General features: G+C 54.3%; 19 protein-coding genes and 1 tRNA gene. 10 read left to right on the plus strand and 10 right to left on the minus strand.

Annotation, left to right across the window (positions count from 1 at the left end; genetic code table 11):
• Positions 1–20: 20 nt before the first annotated feature.
• Positions 21–929 carry a rhodanese-related sulfurtransferase gene (locus QBD29_RS02780; protein WP_280101022.1) on the plus strand — a complete coding sequence of 303 codons (909 nt, stop codon included), beginning with the start codon at positions 21–23 and terminating at the stop codon, positions 927–929.
• On the opposite strand, the gene QBD29_RS02785 is transcribed toward QBD29_RS02780, so the two are convergent.
• Positions 926–2,164, minus strand: coding sequence for an MFS transporter (locus QBD29_RS02785; protein ID WP_280099806.1), 1,239 nt, complete (start codon positions 2,162–2,164; stop codon positions 926–928). The two genes, QBD29_RS02780 and QBD29_RS02785, sit on opposite strands and share 4 nt — an antisense overlap.
• Positions 2,165–2,250: 86 nt before the next feature.
• Between QBD29_RS02785 and zapE the strand changes: the two genes are divergently transcribed.
• Entirely contained in the window at positions 2,251–3,321 is a 1,071-nt protein-coding gene (gene zapE, locus QBD29_RS02790) for a cell division protein ZapE (protein ID WP_280101023.1), read from the plus strand.
• 177 nt (positions 3,322–3,498) lie between these two features.
• On the opposite strand, the gene QBD29_RS02795 is transcribed toward zapE, so the two are convergent.
• From QBD29_RS02795 to QBD29_RS02815, 5 genes are all read right to left on the minus strand, one after another.
• A complete protein-coding gene (locus tag QBD29_RS02795; protein WP_280099807.1) occupies positions 3,499–4,644 on the minus strand; it encodes a slipin family protein in 1,146 nt (381 codons plus the stop codon).
• 41 nt (positions 4,645–4,685) lie between these two features.
• Positions 4,686–4,955 (minus strand): hypothetical protein, encoded by a 270-nt coding sequence (locus QBD29_RS02800; protein WP_280099808.1) that lies wholly within the window; start codon positions 4,953–4,955, stop codon positions 4,686–4,688.
• 132 nt (positions 4,956–5,087) lie between these two features.
• A tRNA-Lys gene (locus QBD29_RS02805) sits at positions 5,088–5,161 on the minus strand.
• Between the two features lie 310 nt (positions 5,162–5,471).
• Positions 5,472–6,734, minus strand: a complete 1,263-nt coding sequence (locus tag QBD29_RS02810) for a lytic murein transglycosylase (protein WP_280099809.1) — start codon at positions 6,732–6,734, stop codon at positions 5,472–5,474.
• Positions 6,735–6,809: 75 nt separating this feature from the next.
• Positions 6,810–7,517 carry a YafY family protein gene (locus tag QBD29_RS02815; protein ID WP_280099810.1) on the minus strand — a complete coding sequence of 236 codons (708 nt, stop codon included), beginning with the start codon at positions 7,515–7,517 and terminating at the stop codon, positions 6,810–6,812.
• Positions 7,518–7,593: 76 nt separating this feature from the next.
• On the opposite strand from QBD29_RS02815, the gene QBD29_RS02820 reads away from it, so the two are divergent.
• Positions 7,594–8,295 carry a glutathione S-transferase family protein gene (locus QBD29_RS02820; protein WP_280099811.1) on the plus strand — a complete coding sequence of 234 codons (702 nt, stop codon included), beginning with the start codon at positions 7,594–7,596 and terminating at the stop codon, positions 8,293–8,295.
• Positions 8,292–8,660 (plus strand): DUF1801 domain-containing protein, encoded by a 369-nt coding sequence (locus QBD29_RS02825; protein WP_280099812.1) that lies wholly within the window; start codon positions 8,292–8,294, stop codon positions 8,658–8,660. The genes QBD29_RS02820 and QBD29_RS02825 overlap by 4 nt, the downstream gene beginning before the upstream one ends.
• Here QBD29_RS02825 and QBD29_RS02830 read toward each other — a convergent pair.
• Complete coding sequence (locus tag QBD29_RS02830) at positions 8,650–9,177, minus strand: NAD(P)H-dependent oxidoreductase (RefSeq protein WP_280099813.1); 528 nt, start codon at positions 9,175–9,177, stop codon at positions 8,650–8,652. The genes QBD29_RS02825 and QBD29_RS02830 overlap by 11 nt on opposite strands.
• A gap of 266 nt (positions 9,178–9,443) precedes the next feature.
• Between QBD29_RS02830 and QBD29_RS02835 the strand changes: the two genes are divergently transcribed.
• The 6 genes from QBD29_RS02835 (at position 9,444) to QBD29_RS02860 (ending at position 16,524) form a co-directional block, all read left to right on the plus strand.
• Positions 9,444–11,084, plus strand: coding sequence for a hypothetical protein (locus QBD29_RS02835; RefSeq protein ID WP_280099814.1), 1,641 nt, complete (start codon positions 9,444–9,446; stop codon positions 11,082–11,084).
• Positions 11,085–11,089: 5 nt separating this feature from the next.
• Positions 11,090–12,034 carry a hypothetical protein gene (locus QBD29_RS02840; protein ID WP_280099815.1) on the plus strand — a complete coding sequence of 315 codons (945 nt, stop codon included), beginning with the start codon at positions 11,090–11,092 and terminating at the stop codon, positions 12,032–12,034.
• Complete coding sequence (locus QBD29_RS02845) at positions 12,031–13,059, plus strand: glycosyltransferase family 2 protein (protein ID WP_280099816.1); 1,029 nt, start codon at positions 12,031–12,033, stop codon at positions 13,057–13,059. Before QBD29_RS02840 ends, QBD29_RS02845 begins: the two co-directional genes overlap by 4 nt.
• Positions 13,052–15,313 (plus strand): glycosyltransferase family 2 protein, encoded by a 2,262-nt coding sequence (locus tag QBD29_RS02850; RefSeq protein ID WP_280099817.1) that lies wholly within the window; start codon positions 13,052–13,054, stop codon positions 15,311–15,313. The genes QBD29_RS02845 and QBD29_RS02850 overlap by 8 nt, the downstream gene beginning before the upstream one ends.
• A 44-nt stretch (positions 15,314–15,357) precedes the next feature.
• On the plus strand, positions 15,358–16,248 hold the full coding sequence (locus QBD29_RS02855; protein ID WP_280099818.1) for a hypothetical protein: 891 nt from the start codon (positions 15,358–15,360) through the stop codon (positions 16,246–16,248).
• A gap of 147 nt (positions 16,249–16,395) precedes the next feature.
• Positions 16,396–16,524 (plus strand): YHYH domain-containing protein, encoded by a 129-nt coding sequence (locus QBD29_RS02860; RefSeq protein ID WP_280099819.1) that lies wholly within the window; start codon positions 16,396–16,398, stop codon positions 16,522–16,524.
• Positions 16,525–16,769: 245 nt separating this feature from the next.
• On the opposite strand, the gene cobO is transcribed toward QBD29_RS02860, so the two are convergent.
• The 3 genes from cobO to QBD29_RS02875 all read right to left on the minus strand — a co-directional run bounded on the left by cobO (position 16,770) and on the right by QBD29_RS02875 (position 18,817).
• On the minus strand, positions 16,770–17,378 hold the full coding sequence (cobO, locus tag QBD29_RS02865; RefSeq protein ID WP_280099820.1) for a cob(I)yrinic acid a,c-diamide adenosyltransferase: 609 nt from the start codon (positions 17,376–17,378) through the stop codon (positions 16,770–16,772).
• A 92-nt stretch (positions 17,379–17,470) separates the two neighbouring features.
• Entirely contained in the window at positions 17,471–18,346 is an 876-nt protein-coding gene (locus tag QBD29_RS02870; protein WP_280099821.1) for a 3-hydroxybutyryl-CoA dehydrogenase, read from the minus strand.
• 60 nt (positions 18,347–18,406) lie between these two features.
• Complete coding sequence (locus tag QBD29_RS02875; protein ID WP_280099822.1) at positions 18,407–18,817, minus strand: DUF1330 domain-containing protein; 411 nt, start codon at positions 18,815–18,817, stop codon at positions 18,407–18,409.
• Positions 18,818–18,852 lie beyond the last annotated feature (35 nt).

An 18,852-nucleotide genomic window follows, 5' to 3' on the forward strand; every position in this document is an offset into this window, starting at 1 on the left:
GCGGGGGCTATATCGCCGCCATGTCACAGATTGTTGTTGCCGCTCTTTATCATTTCACCCGTTTTGAGGACCACAAGGCCCTGCAAGGCCCGCTTCAGGCTGTTTGCGATGCAGGGGGTGTGAAGGGGTCGTTGTTGCTGGCGTTTGAGGGGATCAACGGCACCATTGCGGGACCGCGCGCAGGGATTGATGCGGCCTTGGCGGCCATTCGGGCGTTGCCTGGGTGTGCGGATTTTGAGCACAAAGAAAGCTTTACCGACGAGATGCCGTTTTTGCGCATGAAGGTGAAGTTGAAGAAAGAAATCGTCACCATGGGGCAGCCGCAGGTGGACCCGACGGCCAATGTTGGGAACTATGTTGAGGCCGAGGATTGGAACGATCTGATCGCACGCGACGATGTGGTGGTGATTGATACGCGCAACGATTACGAGGTTGCGATTGGCACGTTTGAGGGGGCAGTTGACCCCAAGACGAAATCCTTTGGCGAGTTTCCTGCGTGGTGGGAAGAAAACAAAGATCGCTTTCACAACAAGAAGGTGGCGATGTTTTGCACGGGAGGGATTCGGTGTGAGAAATCAACGAACTATCTGCTCGGTGAAGGGGTGGATGATGTGTATCACCTGAAGGGTGGTATCCTAAAATACCTTGAGAATGTGCCCGAGGAAGACAGCACGTGGGACGGGCAGTGTTTCGTTTTCGACAGCCGTGTGTCCGTTGGGCACGGGTTGAAAGAGGGCGAGTACGAGCTGTGTTTTGCCTGCCGTATGCCGCTGGCCCCAGCGGATTTTGATCGGCCTGAATATGAGCATGGCGTGACGTGCCATCAGTGTTTTGACCAGCATTCAGAAGAGCGTAAAGAGCGGTTCCGCGAACGGCAAAAACAGATCGCGTTGGCGGCGAAACGTGGGACGCAGCATATCGGGGGTTAGGCGGGTGCAGCCCTGAGCGGGCGTTCCCTGATGGGCAAATGGAGTATGGCCGACAGTGCGCCGACGCCGATGCCGACCCACCAGACGATGGTGTATGTGCCGTAAAGATCATAGAGCGCGCCACCGAGCCAGACGCCCATAAAACCGCCGAGTTGATGGCTGAAGAAGACGATTCCGTACAAGGTTCCCATGTAACGCAGGCCGTAGATGTGCGCGATCAGGCCTGATGTGAGCGGCACTGTGGCGAGCCAAAGAAGGCCCATGAGGAAGCTGAAAATCACCACGGTTGTGGGGGTGACAGGGGTCATGATGAACCAGATGGATACGAGCGTTCGACCTGTGTAAATCATTGCCAATAAATACTTTTTCGGGAAGTGTTTGCCGAGCATCCCTGCGCCCACAGTCCCGATGATGTTGGCCAAACCGATGATGCCGATCGCCACGCCGCCAAGGACTGTGGTGGTGGAAATGCCGATGGTATCAAGCAGGCTGCCCGAGGCGATGGGGCCGCAGATTTCGGTGATGAAAGCCGGGAAGTGCGCGGTGATGAAACCGAGCTGATAACCGCAGGAAAAGAAGCCAAGGAAGATGAGCGAATAGGTCGGGTCTTTGAATGCTTTGAACAGCATTTGGGACATGGTTTCTTCGAGCTCTGCCTTGGTGGCGACAGGTTCGCCCTTGAGCAAAGGCAAAAGGAAGATGACGCTGAGAATGGCAGCCGCGAAAATGAGGAAGACGCTGGACCAGTTCATTTGAGTGAGCAGGGCGGCGGCGATTGGGGGGCCGATGACTTGGCCAAGGGAGCCTGATGCGGTGGCAATGCCGAGAACGAGAGAGCGGTTTTCATCACTGGCGGCACGGCCAACGATGGCGAGGATGACGCCAAAACCTGTTCCTGCGATACCGAATCCCACAACAATTTCAAGAAGTTGATGTGCGCCCGGTGTGGTGGCAACGGAGGATAGAACAAGGCCAGCGGCGTAGGTGAGCGCACCAAGGAAGATGGCGCGACGGTCGCCGAATTTTTCGGCGATGGCAGCGAAAATCGGTTGGCCGATGCCCCAAGCGAGGTTCTGTATCGCAATGGCGAGCGAGAATTCGGAGCGTAGCCAGCCGAACTCTGACGCGATCGGGATTTGGAACACGCCAAAGGACGCGCGAATGGCAAAGCCTGTCATCAAGATCAGGCAAGATGCGATCAGGATGGGTGTGAAGATTTTTGATTGCGCGGTCATCAGGTCGGCCTTTGTTGCGGGCAGTGCCACGAGTTGTTAGGAAACTCTGACCAAAGAACACACAAATGCGCAAGGTTTTATCGGTGATGACCACCCTAACGGAATTTTATGAAGACCGCGTTAAGCGGGGGGACTTGCTTCGTGACCCTGCACAAGTTGCGGTGCTGGGGCTGTTTGATGGTGTTGCTGAACGGATGCAGAAACCTGTGAAAAAAGGGCTGCGCGGATTGTTTGGAAAGTCTGCCGATCCTGTGAAGGGCTTGTACCTTTATGGCGGGGTTGGGCGTGGGAAATCCATGCTGATGGACATGTTTTTTGACGGGGTAGATGAACCGCGCAAACGACGGGTGCATTTTCATGCGTTTATGCAAGAAATTCATGCGCTTATGCACAAGGCGCGGCAAAAGGGTGTTGAAGACGCGATTGTGCCTGTGGCGGAGGAGGTGATTGAGTCCTCCCGACTGTTGTGTTTTGACGAGATGCAAATCACCGATATCACCGATGCGATGATTGTGGGGCGGTTGTTTGAAAAGCTTTTCGCGGCAGGTGTTGTGATTGTTACGACTTCGAACAGGCATCCTGATGATTTGTATAAGGATGGGTTGAACAGGAACCTGTTTTTGCCATTTATTTCAATGATTAAGGAGCGGATGGAGGTTTATAACCTCGACAGTGAAACGGACCATAGGCAGAACCGATTGCAAGGACATAAGACGTATTTCGCGCCCATTGATGAAGCGGCGGAAATGGCGATTCAGCGGGTTTGGACGGATGTGGCAGGGGGCAAACGCGAACCCCTGATCCTGCACCATAAATCGCGCGAGATTGTGCTGCCTGCGTTTCACAATGGGGTGGCGATGGCCACGTTTCGCGAACTGTGTGGTCAGCCGCTGGGGCCAGGGGATTATCTGGCCATTGCACAGGCGATTAGGGTGCTGATCTTAAAGGATATTCCACGACTAAGCCGTGAAGGGCAGAATGAGGCGAAACGGTTTGTGACACTGATTGATGCGCTGTACGAAGCGCGCGTGAAGCTGATCGCAAGCGCGGCGGCAGAGCCAGAACAGTTGTACGAAGCAGGCACAGGGGCGTTTGAGTTTGAACGCACGGCCAGCCGTTTGCGGGAAATGATGTCTGCTGATTGGGGTGCGCAATAGGCACCGTTCGCGCCGTTAAGGTCACACTGCGTGGCAGTTTTGCCGAAAAAAGCAAACCACCCAGAAACAGGGGTCCCGCAGGTATGGGTTGTGTGTTGCGATTTTGAAAAGCGCATTGGTTAACGGCAGAAGGGCAACACGCAACGGGCGAGATCCGAAGATCCCGCCCGTCACCTTTTAATCGGTCAGTTTGACCAAGTCGGTCATCAAACCTTGGGTCCCGTTGTGGACTGTCAGTTTGTCGACTTTGCCTGCAACGACTTCGAGAGCTTCCAGCTCTTTCAATCGCAACATGACGGGGTTTTCCGCCATCACTTTTGCGGTGTTCAAAAGCGAACGCGTTGCGTTCGTTTCTTCACGCCGACGGATGACGTTTGCTTCCGCCTCTTTTTGGGCCGCTACAACCGTGTTCAGGATGTCGCGCATTTCGCCAGGCAAGATCACGTCTTTCAACGCGATGTCGCCCACTTCGACGCCCAGTTTGATCATCTCGGTACGCACAGCGGCGGCTGCCTCTGCGCTGATGGCGGCTTTGTCGCCCAGCAATTCATCGAGGGTCTTGGTCCCCAATGATTTCCGGAACGCCAACTGCAATGACCGGTGCAACGTTTCGACAAAGTCGTTGGTTGCGGTGGTCGCAAGAACCGCGTCAGTGACGCGGAACTCCGCAGAGAGGTTGACCCGAACCGTCACGCGATCCCGCGTCAGGATTTCCTGACCCGTTACCTCGTGTGTGCGTTGCCGCATATCGACGGTTTTCATCGTGGTCACGCGGCCTGCTTTCCAGAACCAATGTGACCCCGCGTCGAGCGTGCGATCAAATGCGCCATCCACGAAGAGCAAACCAACCATGCCTGTGTCCACTTTGAACGCAGTCAATGCGAGGGTTTTGCCTGCTTGCATCAACCGCATCGCAAGGGTGCGATTAACGGCCAAATCACCAGAGACGTCGATGCGATCCGTGACCCAAGGGCCCGCGTCTGTCCACAACACGAGGCGGGTGCTAGGCATAACAACATGCGTGACCTGCCCGTTGCGAGACACGACAACCAGTTCGGTGTCGGTCGCGGTGACCTCTGTCAGGTGGGCGCTTGCCAGTGCAGGGTTGGCGCGGAACAAGGGCTTTTCATGTTCGGATACGAAACGGCCATCGGCCAAATCGAACCAGTTAAAAAGCGTCCCGCGCCGCTTCACAGCATGGCGGCCAGCGGTCAGGATATCGGTGAAGATACCGTCGCGCGTCACCAAAACACGGTGGTTTTCTGTTACGGTCAGATGGGTTTTACCCATCAGCCGTTCGAACAATTCTTTCATTTGCATCATAGTCTCCAGTTCATTTGCTAACGCATGTGCGAAAGTCTCCTTTAAGGTTTGTGGTTGCGCCGTTTGTGGCGCGGGTTGCGCACTGCGTGGTGCAGCGCGGTTTGGGCGGGATTGCCCAAATGGCGGGGCGCTGTTGCCAGCGCAGGTGTAAGGTGGACACCGAAACCAGCCTGCCGTTTGGCGTGGCGGACGTGCGGATCAGGGGCGTCTGGCGAAGGTGGGTCGGGCGGTTTGATCGAAATCAAAACGCCGTCTTCCGCCATTGGCAGAACGCATGACCAACACGTCGGCCGCCCCAAAGGACAAGACATGCTGTTCCAGCCTGTTGCCGTGCAAGCACAACATCAGCTGGGCGAGTCTGGCTTGCGACCAGCCTCGGTATCCGAAAAACTACGACCAAAACGTAGTGAGGACTCGAACCTCGCCCTTTGCAGGGTTTCCAGGGTTTGAAGGGTGGACTTGAACCACCAGCCAATAGATTAAGAATCTACTGCTCTACCGTGTGAGCTACATCAACGATGGTGCATATGTCTGGATTCGAACCAGAAAAGACCTGTTCCATACGCGATCCCGCAGATTGATCCAGCTTTGGCATACGCGGCGGCAGAGCCGTGCGCACCGAAGGTTTTCGCGAAAACCTGTCGTTAAAGTCTGTCCCTTGTAAGCGGGAGTTGCCGTTTACGCAGGGGCAGGATTCGGTTCAACAGTTAATTTTTGGATTTGTGCTGATTTGAAGATTGTTGCTGCATTGCAGCATTGCGTGATAATTGGGTCACGTTGAATCACGGGCCCCGGCGCGGGGCCGGGGCGGTGGTTTTTGGGGGGAATTAGCGGACGCGGCTGCGGAGGAATTTGAGCGCGGCTTTGTCGGCTTTGCCCGATGGCTGGACGCCTGCTTTGATTTGCATGTCAGACAGGGCGTCGATGGTTTTGGGGCCGATGATGCCGTCCACATCGCCAATGTCGTAGCCTGCTTTCAAAAGCAGTTCTTGTACTTCGATCTTTTGGGGCAGTTTCAGGGCGTTGGGGCCACGGGGCCATTCGCGGACAAATTCACCGCCGCCGTTGATTTTATCGGCCAAATGGCCAACCGCCATCGCGTAGGAGTTGGCGTTGTTATAGCGTTTGATAACGAAGAAATTGTTGAACACGGCAAAGGCAGGGCCATCCGCGCCAGCGGGCAGCAGGATCGCGGCCTTACCTTTGTTTGGGATGCGTTTGCCGTTCACTTGGACCACGCCCAATTCGGCCCAGCGGGCAGGCGTTGCTTTGACCTTGAGGGACGCGTTGCCGTAATTGAAGCCCTTGGGCAGTTTTACTTCGACGCCCCAAGGTTGGCCTTTGGTCCAGCCGTTGCGTTTGAGGTAATTGGCGGTAGAGGCCAATGCGTCATCGGGTTTGCGCGGGTTCCACACATCGCGTTTGCCGTCGCCTGTGAAATCCACGGCGAGTGCGTCAAAGGAGGTGGGGATGAATTGGGTGTGACCCATCGCGCCTGCCCATGAGCCGAGCATACGATTTGGGGTGATGTCGCCTTTTTGGATAATCTTGAGCGCGGTCAGAAGTTGGTTTTCACCGAATTTCTGGCGGCGGCCTTCGTAGGCGAGTGTGGCGAGGGCTTCGACGATGTTGATGTCGCCCATGTTGGACCCGTAAGAGGATTCGAGCCCCCAGATGGCGACAACCACGGACCATTCCACGCCGTAGGTGTTTTCAATGCGGCGCAGCAGTTTTTTATGTTTTTTCACCATCGCCTTGCCGTTTTTCACGCGCTTGGGGGATGTGGCCGTGTCGAGGTAATCCCAGATTTGGCGGGAAAATTCGGCCTGTTTGCGATCTGATGCGATGACGCGGGTGTTGAGTTTCACGCCTTTGAATGCGCGGTCATAGGTGCGGGCGGAAATTCCACGCGCCAATGCTTTGGCACGGAAGGATTTGACCCATTGTTCGAATCCAGCCTGCGTTTGCGCGACTTCGATGCCTTGGTATTTTGGCGTTGTGGGGGTTGGTGCGTCTGTCACGGTGGCGGCTGCCTGTGCAAATACGGGGGCGAGCGCCAGGGTGACGCCCAGTGTGAATTTTTTAAACATGCGATGCTCCTGCTCTGATCGCCTTTTATTATTGGAGTGGAGTATACTTGGGATCGCGCAGCGGCAAAAGCAAATTTATGTGTTGGTTTTGTCGGCGGAATCATGCGCTTGGAGTTCGGCCAAGAAATCGCGCAGCAGGGAGGTGCGATGGGGGCGGAAGGATTGATCGGTGGGGGTCAACTTTGTGATCCGATCAGCGCGAAAGGCGCGGAACCCTTGGCGCAATTGGCATTTGGCGAGCAGCATGAGCGTGTGGTCCATAAAGACGAGAGACAGGGGCCAGATGATGCGTTCGGATTGCGCCCCTTTGGCATCAGCGTAGTGGATGTGGACCGCCTGTTCGTTACGGGCGGCCATGCGCAAGGCGGCCACGTCTATCGTGATCTTTGGCCGCTCGTGGAATCGTTTGGCCGATAGAACCGAGTTTTGCATTTGACGCGAGAGGCGGTCCGGTAGGGAAGCAGCGAGTTTGGCGAGGGCATTTCGGGCGGCGTCTGCCAAAACAGGATCGGCCACTTCGATCACTTCGCGCAGCCCCAGAACGAGCGCTTCGGTTTCGTCTGTGTTAAACAGCATCGGCGGCATGGCGGTGTCTTCGACAAGGGAGTAGCCATAGCCTGCGGCCCCGTCGATAATTGCGCCTGACGCGCGCAGACTGTCTATATCGCGGTAGATGGTGCGCAGCGAGACATTGAGTTCTTCTGCCAATTGGGACGCCTGTACCGGAGGTGACAAGAGCCGCATGAGTTGCATAAGTTGTAGGAGTCGTTCTGATTTAGCCATGATGTAAGCATAGTATAAGCTGCTGACACAAAATGACAGTAGGCGTGAGCTAGGGTTGGGAAAAAGGAGACACGTTATGATGAAATTGTCGGTTTATCCCGCTGGGTTTGGTGAAATTTCGGGGAGTCCGTTCGCGGCCAAGGCGATTGCGTTGATGGAGCTGTCGGGTCAGGCCTATGCGTTGGATGTAAACCCTGATCCGCGCAAATCCCCCAAGAAGAAGTTCCCGGTGTTGCAAGATGGAGCGCAGGTGATCCCTGATAGTGACCAAATTCGCGATCATCTGGAATCTGCCTATGGCGTGGATTTTGAAGCGGGGCTGAGCGAGGCGCAAAAGGCGGTGTCGCGAATGGTTATCCGTACGTTTGAGGAAAATGTGTATTTCGCGATTTTGGCGAGCCGTTGGATGAACGACGATCATTGGGCGCTGGTGAAAGAGGAGTTCTTTAGGGGAATGCCCCCCGTGATTGGTGGGTTCATCGCCAATGCTGTGCGCAAAGGGGTTGTGCGCCAATGTATCGGCCAAGGCATGGGACGCCATTCAGAAGAAGAACAAGTGGCGCGTGTGGAAAAGGATATTGCAGCGTTTTCGGTGTTGTTGGGGGATAAGCCGTTTTTGCATGGGGATGCGCCGACGGGCGCGGATGCCAGCGTGGTGCCGATGTTGCGGGCGATGGCGGCGTTTCCAAAGCAAAACAGCCTGAGCGATTTGGTGCTGAAAGACCCAGTGCTGATGGCCTATATCGCGCGGGGCAAAGAGACGATGTATCCGTCATGAAACCAGAGATTAAACGTGCGTTTGATGCGGTTGAAGCGCCAGAGCGGGAAACGTTATTGGCGGCGCGGGATCTGATTTTCGATTGCGCGGGGGACATCGCGGTTGAGGAGTGTTTGAAGTGGGGGCAGCCGTCGTATGTTGCGCCCAAGGGTTCAACGCTGCGGTTGGGGGTGACCAAGGCAGGGCAGGCGGCGATTTATGCCCATTGTCAAAGTTCGATTGTGTCGGATTTTGCCGCGCAATTTGGAGCGGATTTTGAGATTGAGGGCAACCGTGCCGTGATGTTGGGGGATTTCACGCCAGAGGATCAGGACAAGCTGCGTGCCCTGATCCGTCATGGACTTACCTACAAAGTTAAATCGTAGACTTCAGCTTTTCCATCAGGCCATCGACCGCGTTTTGATAGCTTTCTTCTTTGAGCGAGCCATCATCGTTGAATGCTGCGTAGCTGGCCGCGACCGCCACAAGGGGGCCGTGCAGCAGACGGGGCTGAAATGCGGTGAGGCAGAGGCGCAGAGAGTTGAGCGCCATAACGCCGCCTGCACGACCCGCAGTTGCGGACATGATTGCGACAGGTTTGTCGCCCATTGGCATGGGTTTGATGCGGCTGATCCAATCGAGCGCATTTTTCAGAACACCCGACAGGTTGCCGTTGTATTCGGGCGTAGAAATAAGGATCGCATCCGCGCCTTGTACCTGATCGTAGAGCGTTTGAACCGCGGCAGGGATGCCTTCGTTTTCTTCGATGTCACCATCGTAGAGAGGCAAGTTCAGGTCTGCGAGCGTGTAGTCGCCCCCGAAGGATTTCGCAGCAGCGGCAAGCAAAAATGTGTTGTGGCTGTTTTTGCGAAGGGAGCCAGAAATACCAAGAAGTTTTGTCATGAGATGTGCCTTTGAATGTTGAAGTTGTAACAAAGCTAGGCCGAATGTTGGCGACTTCCAAGGCAATCCGTGCCGAACAAACTGTTCGTTTGCGTATACGCAATTTTAAACTTCGGGAGTGTAACGTGCCTTATTGCCACAAAAATCGGCTTTTTGTTTCCAAATCGCGCACAATCGTTGTGAAACAGGCTGTGGGTGCGTATGGTTCTGGAAAAACAACAAACGGCACGCGGATCAAGCGTGCAAAGTAAATCGAGGGTAGTGACGTGGCAGGCAAAGAGTATCAAATCGCAGCGTTGTGGATGGAAGGAAGCCTGAGCTTTCTGGAGCAGTTGTGTCTGAAATCCTTTGTGGATGCGGGGCACCATGTGAAGCTGTATCACTATGGCCCATTGCAAAACGTGCCAGATGGGATGGAATTGGCAGATGCGTCTGTGGTTTTGCCGCGAACGGATTTTCTGGCCCATGCGCGCACAGGCTCCCCTGCGCTGCATTCTGACTTGTTCCGCTATAAAATGCTGGAACAGGAGAAAGACACGATTTGGGCGGATACGGATGCCTATTGCATGAAGAAATTTGAAACGCCGAACGGGCATTTCTATGGCTGGGAATCCGAAAAGCACATCAATGGTGGGGTTTTGGGTCTGCCGTCTGATTGTGACACATTGGGGGAGTTGCTGGAGTTCACATCCGATGAATTCGCGATCCCGACGTGGTACGGCGATGAATACACGCGCGAGTTGGAAGAAAAGCGGGATGCAGGAGACCCCGTTCATGCGTCCGAGCAGCCCTGGGGTGTTTGGGGGCCACATGCGGTGACGCATTTCCTGCACAAAACGGGCGAGGCGAAATACGCCCTGCCGCAAGAGGGTTTGTATCCTGTCACCTACAAAGATCGCCGCAACATGTTGAAGCGGAATTTCGACATGACGCCGTATATCACGGAAAACACGTTTTCTGTGCATTTGTACGGCCGCCGTATGCGAGCGCGTTTGGTTGAGAAAGAGGGCGGTGCGCCCCATCCCAAGAGCCTGTTGGGGCAGTTGATTAAGAAGCACGACATTGACCCAGAGGCAGCCCCGTTGCCCCCGTCACGGGCGCAGAAAGCGGCCGCCGAGGGCCGCGTTGAAGAAAAGACGCCAAAGGTAAAGGTGCCAAAGGCGGCCAAGTCGAAGCCTGTGATCACGGTGCCCAAAGTTGCGCCGATTGATCAATCGGAACGGGCGGGCATTGGACTAGTGAACCTGACCGATATTGCGGACAAGTATGAGGTGGATAAGGGCAGCAAGCGGCATCGGTATACGGACATGTATCAGATGCTGTTTTCACCCCTGCGCACCCGCAAATTGAATGTGATGGAAATGGGCCTGCAAGATGGTGGGCCAGAGCATGAGTTCCCAGTGAATCGCAAAACCACGGATGCGCCGAGCATTCGCATGTGGCTGGAGTATTTCCCAAAAGCCGAGGTTTTTGGTTTGGATGTGTGCGATTTCAGCTGGTTGAAAGAGGATCGGTTCACGTTTGTGCAGTGTGATATGGACGCGCGTGAAAACATCGCGACCGCCGCAAAAGACCTGCCAAAGATGGATATCATCGTGGATGACGCGAGCCACGCATCGCATCATCAGCAAAACGCGTTTTTGGAGTTGTTTCCAAAGATGGCATCTGGCGGGATTTATGCGATTGAGAGCCTGCGCTGGCAGCCAAAGCATATGGAGACCAAAGGGTTCACCAAGACCGCCGATCTGTTTTATGGATATCAGAAAGACGGTGCCTTTTCCCATTCTGACAAAGAGATCGAAGCAGAGCTGAACGGCCTGCGCAAACATATCTCGGGGTGTTTCATGTATCAGGTGGGATATGACAAATCCCGCAAAGATCAGTTCATGGTTATCCAGAAACGATAAACGGTATGGCGTCCGACACGGAGCACATGGAAGACGAGCCGCTGGAGCGGGAAGTTGAAACAGGGATTATCCCTGATTGGTATCGTGACATTTATCCTGACGGTGAGCGGGATGGGTTTTACGAAAAGATCGGCGCGCATTCGTTGTGCTATGTGGAGCGCAATCTGAGCCAGTTGGTGATCACGTTTGATAACCTTGCCGAGGCAGGGCACGAAGGGTACGATCGCGAGGCCTGGGCATCAGGGTTTTGCAATTACAACAACTGGTCCCACATGGGGATTTTCGCGCAAGGGCCCACGTGGTTTCGCGATGAACGATTGATCCGCCGATTGGAAAAGCTGCGTGACGATGGGTTTTTTGAGCAATTCGGCTATGTCGCGTTGGCAGGGGCATCTATGGGCGGGTTCGCCGCCATGGTGTTTAGCGCGTTGATACCAGAAGCCACCGTGATTGCGTTTAGCCCCCAGACGAGCCTGAGCCGAGACATTGTGCCGTGGGAAACGCGATTCAGAAAAGGACACGGAGCGGATTGGACATTGCCCTATTCCGATGCGGTGCCCTGTATTGAAAGCGCCAACAAGGTTTACATCGTGTATGACCAGTTCGAAAAGCTGGACAATGAACATGCCAAGCGGTTGTCAGGGGACAATGTGATCCATCTGCGTGCCCCTGCGTTTGGGCATCGTACATCGCTGTTTTTACGCCGATTGGATGTGTTGAAACCTGTGATGGGCGAAGGTGTTCTGGGGACGTTGGATGCAGCACGGTTTAGCGAGATGATCCGTGATCGGGGCAAAATCTGGCTGTATCGCACGGTGATGGAGCATCATCTGTTGCAACGGGGTTTAGACGATTGGGTGCCGATTATGCAGGACGCATTCAAGCACCGCCGTTGGAAGATTAAGCAGGCGGAAAAACGGGCCGAGCGCCGTGCGGAGAAACGCGCATGATTTTAGGTGTGACCTGTTTGCGCAATGAAGGGCCGTATGTGGTTGATTGGATCGCGCATCATTTGGCGGCTGGGTTTGATCACATGCTGGTGCTGACCCACGATTGCGATGATGGCAGTGCGGAATTGCTCAATGCGCTGAGCGCGGATGATCGCATCACGCATCTGCCGTTTGAATTTAACGCAGACAAAACCGTGCAGTGGCAGGCGTTGAATATCGCCAAGAAACATCCGTTGGTGAAGGATGCGGAATGGGTGATGTTTTTCGATTGTGATGAATACATGAACCTGCCCGAAGGGAACGTGAAAACGCTGGTGGCCAGTATGCCGGAGGCGGAGGCGATTGCCTTTCCGTGGCGATTGTTTGGGGCAGCGGGGCAAGAGGTGTATGACACTGCGCCAGTAACGGAGCGGTTTCGCATGTGCGCGCCCCATGGGATGAATTATCCATTGTCGTGCCTGTTTAAGACGTTGTTTAAACCATCAGCGTTTCGCCAAATGGGGGTGCATCGTCCGCGCAACAAAAAAGATCAGGTGGCGGTTTGGTATGCGTCGAACGGGCAAAAGCTGCCCGATCAAATTGTGCAGCAGGATAAGGCGATTTCGCTGATGAATGCGGTGCGGTTTGATGAAGACATGGCGTATATGAACCATTATTCGGTGCGGTCTGCGCAAGAGTTCATGCTGAAATCTGTGCGCGGTTTGCCCAACCACATGGATCGCAGAATTGATCTGTCCTACTGGGCGGAGCGGAATTTCAACGTGGTCGAAGACACGGCGATTGATCGAATGGCAGATGCCACAGTTGTGGTCCGTGGTGAATTGTTGGCGCTGCCTGATGTGGACATTCTGCATACGGGCAGTTGTGAAGAGCATAAACGGCGGATTGCTGTGATGCTGGACGATCTTGAAAATGTGCGTCTGATCTGGCGGTTGGGATTGCTGGCAAGCAGCACGCCGCCACCGATGGATCGGGCCATGCGGTATATCAAAACTCAGATTCGGATGAAAAAATACAATGGCTAAGTCTGAGAAAAACGAATTACATCGCCGCCATATGAATGTGGTTGAGGCCGAGGGGATTGTCCTGTTGGACGCTGTTTCGGTGGTGCGGGATGACAAACGGATTGTGCATCTGTTTTTCCATTCTGATGCAGATACGTTGCGGGTGTTTCCCGGCAAAGATTTGTCGGTATTGGAAACGCGCAGCATTGGCGGGGCCACGTGGTGGACGTGTGAAACCTCTAAGTTGGAGGGGCCGCTGAAGATGGTGTTTGAGGACACCGCAGTCAAGATTGATCCTAATGTGGCCGAGTTGGACCTGTTTGCAGGCAAGAATTGTTTCGTGTCTGTGCGCAGTGGTGAAAGTGCCGAGGTGGTTCTGAGTTGGCTTGACTACCACATCCAGCATCATGATTTGCAGGGCGCGGTGATTTTGGATCGTGCGGAGCCAGGCACGGACAAGGGATTTATGCGCCGATTGCGCAAGGGTTTGAACAAATTGTCTGGTCCGTGTGAGGTGGTGTTGCTGAATGCGGAAACACCATTGGGGGATCCGAAACTGCCCCCCGAAGCGCACCCGTTTAATGCCCCTGATGCGCCGGGCAAAGACCGCATGGATATCCCTGACCCTGATGCTTGGGCATCGCCGATTTCACAGGTGATGATTTACGAGTTGATCCGCAATCGGTTCCTTGGGACCGCGCGCGCCGTGGCGAATATTGATGTGTATGATCTGATGATCGAAGGCCATGACACCAGCCTGTTTGATGCGGCGGTGGCCGCGGATACTGGGTTGATCCCGCTGGGTGGGCGGCATGTGTATCCGTGGCGCACGCGCAAAAATCGCCCTGCGGAATTTGGCGATCATATCTGTGTTCAGTTTGATGTGAAAAAAATGAAGGCGCGGTGGTGTATTGCGCCTGATGTGGCATCGGACGCGGCTATTTGGCGGCTGATCCGTGTGGGCAATGTGAATGCAAATGTGGATGATGCGCGGCTGTTTTATCGGTTCATGTCGTTGCGTCACCCCACGCCATCTGTGTCCAAGATCGTGCCAAAATCGAGCCTAGTGGAACATAAGCCGCTGATTGAATTGGCGCAAAAACGGTTTGGCGAAAAACCCGTGCGCATGCCTGTGATCAAGGCGGATTTAGACAACGGGCGCGGGCGTGCCTGTATCATGACCTGTATGAAAAACGAGGGGCCGTTCATTTTGGAATGGGTCGCGTATCACAAGGCAATCGGGTTCGACGATTTCATCGTTTACACAAACGACTGCACCGATGGCACGGATACGCTGTTGGATAAACTGCAGGAACGGGGGATTTTGCAGCATCGGGACAATCCGTACCGCGACGTAGATATGAAACCACAACATGCTGCCATGCACGCCGTTGACGACGAAGAGATCGTGCAAAAAGCCAGTTGGGTGGTGAACATGGATGTGGATGAATTCGTCAACATCAAGTGTGGGGATGGAACGCTTGATGCGTTGTTTGCAGCCGTGCCAGAAGCCAATATGTTTGCGATGACGTGGCGGTTGTTTGGCAATGGCGATGTGGAAGAATACAAAGACGAGTTGTTGGTGAAACAACTGACCCGCTGTGCGCCAGAGTTTGCCAATAAACCGCATCAAGCGTGGGGGTTTAAAACCCTGTACCAGAACAACGGGTTTTTCAAAAAGATGGGGGTGCATCGCCCCAAAGGATTGAACCCGCAATTGTGGGAGCAAATCCACTGGGTCAATGGATCGGGTGTGAAACTGCCCAAGGAAATTTACCGCAATGCGTGGCGGTCCACCACACAGACCTATGGCTATGATCTGGTGCAGCTGAACCATTATGCGGTGCGCAGTGCGGAGAGCTTTCTGGTGAAACGGGATCGGGGCCGCGTGAACCACGTGGATCGAGATCAGGGGCTGGCGTATTGGTTTCGGATGAACAACAACGCGGAGGAGGAAACCTCTATCCAGCGGATGATCCCGAAATTGCAGGCGGAATTGGACAAGCTGATGGCGGATGAAGAAATCGCGGCCATTCACCACGAGGCCGTGCGCCGCCACCGTGCCAAGATTGATGAGCTGCGGGCCACGGAAAAATACACTGCATTTTATGCGGATTTGATCGGGCCGCGTTTGCGCAAACTGTCCCGTCTGCATTCGCATTTCGGATCGAACGTGTTTTTGTCAGGCCCTGATGTGATCCCAGATGAGGTGGTGGATCAGGACCCCGCATCTGATTTCTTTTTCACGGTGGAAAAGGGCGAAACGAACCATTAACTCTGACAGAGCAAATGTGATGGTGACTGCGTAAGGGGTGGACATTGAAGTTTCGGATTTTCTTTGGCGCCCATCGGGCCGCGCAAGAGCATTTGGCCGCACAGTTGGGTGCGAACCGTGATCTGTTGGAGGCGAACGGCATTCTGTTGCCAGCAGAGGACGAGATGGAAGCGGCCGTTTGGCCTGCTATTCGTGCCATGCGTCGCAACAATGCGGATGAAAATACGCTGCCCAAGATGATCAAGAAACTGACGGGCGGCAAGGATTACAAAACCATTTTGATTGTGCGCCCGTCGATCAGCGGGTCCCCCCTGCGCCCGATCAAGGATGATATCATTTACCCGCGCGGCAGTGCCACGGTGGCACATTTGATCAAATTGATTGGGCAAGACGATGTGGAATTATTCTGTGCGCTGCGCAATCCTGCGAGCTTTCTTCCGTCTTGTTACAACGTGGCCTATATGAATGAGCCGACGCAAAGCTTGCAGGAGTTTGTGACGGTCAGTGATCCGTTTGCGCTGCGGTGGTCGGAATATTTGCACCGCGTGCAAGGGCGCGAGAGCGAGCTGCCGCTGACGGTTTGGACGTTTGAAGATTACCCTTATATCTGGCGCAGCGTGGCGCAGGCGTTTGCGGGTTTGCCCAACAAAGAGGATTTGGTTGCGGTGGATCATCCGCTGGATCAGGGGATGTCGTTAAAGGGTTTGTTGTTGATGCAAGAATACCTGAAACAGCATCCCGCCGAAACGGCATCAAAACGCAATCAGGTGGCGCAAAAATTTGAAGAGCGGTTTCCACCTGTGGCAGGAGAAGTGATTCCCGATCAGTGGCCCGAAGATTTGGTTAGCACACTGAGCGACAGCTATGATGATGACCTGTATTACATCGAGCGGATGGAAAATATTCACCTGATAAAACGCCCGATTTACAGGTGATTTAGCGGCTTTTCATCCCTCAGAGTTTACAAATTTTCCTGCGAAGGATAAAGGTGAACATGATAAGTAATTGTTTTTAAACAATTAATTGACAGGTCCATTTCTTAGTCATACGTTAAGGTTACATTAACGTTTGGAGTACCCTTTTTGAAAAACCTCATCATAACTGCCATCTTGGCTTTGACTGTATCTCTCCCTTATCAGGCCATTGCCCATTCAGGTGGCACAAACGCCGCTGGCTGTCATGCTGGGTCCAAACCCTATCACTGTCACTAATGCGTCCCGAGTGAAGGTGTACTGAGTTGGGGTGTACCGAGTGAAAACGTACTGAGTTCATGCTTACCGAGTGTCGGCGTACTGAGTTTCTCCCAAGTGAAGACGGGTTGAGGTGGAATGTCCCCCTCAACCCGTTTTCTTTTTGCGGTTCGTTTTTTCGCCTGCTGCCCATGACGGGTTCAGGGACCCGTTTTTAGATACAGATTGGAGACCCCCGATCAAGTCGGGGGCAATTGGCGGATGGATTAAAACTCCACCCCAATCTGCGCTTTGATCCCTGACCTAAATGGATGTTTCACCAGTTCCATTTCTGTCACCAGATCGGCGATTTCGATCAGTTCTTCTTTGGCGTTGCGGCCCGTTAGGACCACGTGGGTCATTTCGGGTTTTTCTTCGACCAGAAATTCCACCACGTCGTTGATGTCGATGTAGTCATAGCGCAGGGCGATGTTGATTTCGTCTAGCAGCACCATTTTGTTGCTTTCGTCGCGGATCAGTTCTTTGGCCTTTTCCCATGCGGCTTGGGCCATTTCGGTGTCGCGGGTTTTGTCTTGGGTTTCCCAGGTGAAGCCCTCGCCCATGGTGTGGAAGGCGCATTTGTCGGCGAATGTGCCAAGGATGAGGTCCCGTTCGCCCGTGGACATGCCGCCTTTGATGAACTGCACCACGCCGCATTTCATGTCGTGGGCAATGCAGCGAAAGATCATGCCAAACGCGGCGGATGATTTGCCTTTGCCTTTGCCGGTGTTGACGATCACGAGGCCCTTTTTATCGGTCTTGGTGGCCATGATCTTGTCACGTGCGGCCTTTTTCTTGGCCATTTTCATTGCGTGGCGTTCGGTATCTTCGGTCATGGCTTTCTCTTTCTTTTGTGCAGAAATACTTCCGCCGGAGGCAAATCGCCCTGTTAAGGGCTTATGGGGTGACGCGTGAGCGTCGCTTTTGGTTAACGGGTTGGGACAGGGAAATCCCCGCGGTAATCGTAAAAGCCGCGTTTGGTTTTGCGGCCGAGCCAGCCCGCTTCGACGTATTTGGTTAACAACGGACACGGACGGTATTTTGTGTCTGCCAGCCCATCGTGCAGCACGTTCATGATGGCAAGGCAGGTGTCGAGCCCGATGAAATCCGCCAGTTCCAGCGGCCCCATGGGGTGGTTTGCGCCCAGTTTGAGCGAGGTGTCGATGCTTTGAACGTTTCCGACCCCTTCGTACAGGGTGTAGATCGCTTCGTTGATCATCGGCATCAGAATGCGGTTCACGATGAAGGCGGGGAAATCTTCGGCGGTGGAGGAGGTTTTGCCGATCTTTTCCACGACCGCATTTACGGCGTTATAGGTTGCATCATCCGTGGCGATCCCGCGGATCAATTCCACCAGTTGCATGATCGGTACGGGGTTCATGAAGTGCAGCCCCATAAACCGTTCGGGGCGATCCGTGCGTGAGGCAAGCCGTGTGATGGAAATGGAGGATGTGTTCGAGGTCAGGATCGTATCCTTGCCGATATGGGGCAGGATGTCTTCGAAGATGGCCTGTTTGATCGTTTCGCGCTCGGTGGCGGCTTCGATGACCAAATCCACGGTGCCGCATTCTGCCAGTGTGGTCACGGGTGTGATGTTGCCAAGGGTGCGGGTTTTGTCGGCTTCGGTGATTGTGGACCGGGCGATGGCGCGGTCCAGATTTTTGATGACGGTTGCGATACCTTTATCAAGCGCGTCCTTGGAGATATCGTACAGGCGCACTTCGAAATCGGCGCCTGCAAAGACTTGAGCGATGCCGTTGCCCATTTGGCCTGCGCCGATCACGCTTACAGATTTGATGTCCATTGAAATATCCTGATGCTGTTGTCTTGCAACCTACACCTTGTGACGCCGCCTTCAAGGGATTTACCCGAAATTCGCAGTCCCTTCTAATTCGTGATGAGGGATCAGGCGGCTGTCTGCCACGGCGGCTTGGCGGTGAAAAACGATGGCTTGATAGGCGGGATCCATAACCATGGCGAGGAAGGCGTTGAGCGATGGATAGCGGGCGATGAAGGCCACATCCCATGTTTCATCTGATGGGCCGATCAGCATGGATTTGGGATCGCCGCGCCAGATGATTTCGCCGCCCACACCGGCAAATATGGGGCCGCTTTCTGTGCCGTAGGCTTTGTAGGCGTCTGCCCCTGTGCCGCCGCGCCCGTCTTTGTATTTCGCGGTGTCGTTCAGTTTTACAAGGTTCAGCATGTTCAATGGCTGCTCTCGGTCGAGCGATTTGAAGGCGGCGAATTGTTCAGGGGTCGGATCAATGTGCATTGTAGGCTCCTTTTCGCGGTCAGCTTAGGCAGAGG

Origin of the sequence: Amylibacter sp. IMCC11727 (genome assembly GCF_029854195.1) — a bacterium.
Lineage (GTDB): Bacteria > Pseudomonadota > Alphaproteobacteria > Rhodobacterales > Rhodobacteraceae > Amylibacter.